This window comes from Lacisediminihabitans profunda (assembly GCF_008040105.1).
GTDB lineage: Bacteria > Actinomycetota > Actinomycetes > Actinomycetales > Microbacteriaceae > Lacisediminihabitans > Lacisediminihabitans profunda.
Genome location: NZ_VRMG01000022.1, coordinates 1 through 1,752, shown reverse-complemented (window position 1 = coordinate 1,752; position 1,752 = coordinate 1). Strand labels below are relative to the sequence as shown.

The window sequence follows — 1,752 nt, the reverse complement described above, 5'->3', positions numbered from 1 at the left end:
TGCCGATCAAGGGCAAGGGGTCGAGCGACTGGGCGTACTCCTGGGTACCCGTGGTCGGGCCGCTCGTCGGCGGTGCGATCGCCGGACTGGTCGCGCACCCGCTCCTGCCCCTCATCACCAAATAGTCCCTGCGGTCGGCCCGGATCCGTTCGGGTCGACTCCTACATCAGCGTCACCACGTTTGTTTTAGTTCAATGGAGAATAATCATGACGGATTACATTTTGTCGATTGATCAGGGCACGACGAGTACCCGGGCGATCGTGGTCGATCACGCGGGTTCGATTGTGTCGTCTGGCCAGTTGGAGCATGAACAGATTTTTCCGCAGGCCGGTTGGGTGGAACACAACCCGAAGGAGATTTGGGACAACACCCGTGAGGTGATCGGTCAGGCACTGTCGAAGGCGAACATCACCCGGCACAACATCAAGGCCGTCGGGATCACGAACCAGCGTGAGACCGCGGTGGTGTGGGACAAGACCACCGGCGACCCGGTCTATAACGCGATCGTGTGGCAGGACACCCGCACCCAGCCGATCGTGGACCGCATCGCGGACGGCAACGTGGAACGGTTCAAGGCCAAGGTCGGCCTGCCGCTGGCCACCTACTTCTCCGGCACGAAGATCGTCTGGATCCTGGAGAACGTGCCAGGGGCCAGGGAGAAGGCCGAGGCCGGCGACCTTTTGTTCGGCACCACCGACTCCTGGGTGACCTGGAACCTCACCGGCGGCATCGACGGCGGCGTGCACGTCACCGACGTCACCAACGCCTCCCGCACCCTGTTCATGGACCTGGAAACCCTAAAATGGGACGACGAGATCCTCGGCATCTTCAACGTGCCGAAATCGATGATGCCCGTCATCAAGAGCTCCTCCGAGATCTACGGCACCGTCTCCGAATCGTCGCTGCTGCGCGAGGTCCCCGTCGCCGGGATCCTCGGCGACCAGCAGGCCGCGACCTTCGGCCAGGCCGCGTTCGACGCCGGAGAGTCGAAGAACACCTACGGCACCGGCAACTTCCTCATCTTCAACACCGGGGAAGAGATCATCCACTCCAAGAACGGACTGCTCACCACCCTCGGCTACCAACTCGGCGACAACAAACCGCACTACGCCCTGGAAGGCTCCATCGCCGTCACCGGATCCCTCGTGCAATGGCTGCGGGACAACATCGGACTGATCAAAACCGCCGCCGAGATCGAAGACCTCGCCAAAACCGTCGACGACAACGGCGGCGTGTATTTCGTCCCCGCGTTCTCCGGACTATTCGCCCCCTACTGGCGATCCGACGCCCGCGGCGCCCTCGTCGGACTCACCCGATTCGTGAACAAGGGCCACATCGCCCGCGCCGCACTGGAAGCCACCGCCTTCCAAACCCGGGAAGTCCTCGACGCCGTCAACGCCGACTCCGGCGTCGACCTCACCGAACTGAAAGTCGACGGAGGCATGATCGCCAACAACACCCTCATGCAATTCCAAGCCGACATCCTCGGCGTTCCCGTCATCCGCCCCGTCGTCGCCGAAACCACCGCCCTCGGCGCCGCCTACGCCGCCGGCCTCGCCGTCGGATTCTGGTCAGACCTCGACGAACTCCGCGCCAACTGGCAAGAAGACTCCCGCTGGACCCCCAACATGGAAACCACCGAACGCGAACGCCAAATGCGCCTCTGGAAAAAAGCCGTCACCAAAACCTTCGACTGGATCGACGACGACGTCAAATAACCACCCCCAACCACAACCGTGCCCCCGTCACAC

The 1,752-nt window shown here is 62.7% G+C and carries 1 protein-coding gene and 1 pseudogene; both read left to right on the top strand.

What is annotated here, in order from left to right; all coding sequences use genetic code 11:
• Nucleotides 1-125, top strand: a pseudogene (locus FVP33_RS18780) (aquaporin); the annotation flags it as partial.
• Between the two features lie 82 nt (nucleotides 126-207).
• The gene (glpK, locus tag FVP33_RS18775; protein ID WP_147785231.1) at nucleotides 208-1,719 is read left to right on the top strand and encodes a glycerol kinase GlpK; all 1,512 of its coding nucleotides are present in this window, start codon (nucleotides 208-210) and stop codon (nucleotides 1,717-1,719) included.
• Nucleotides 1,720-1,752 lie beyond the last annotated feature (33 nt).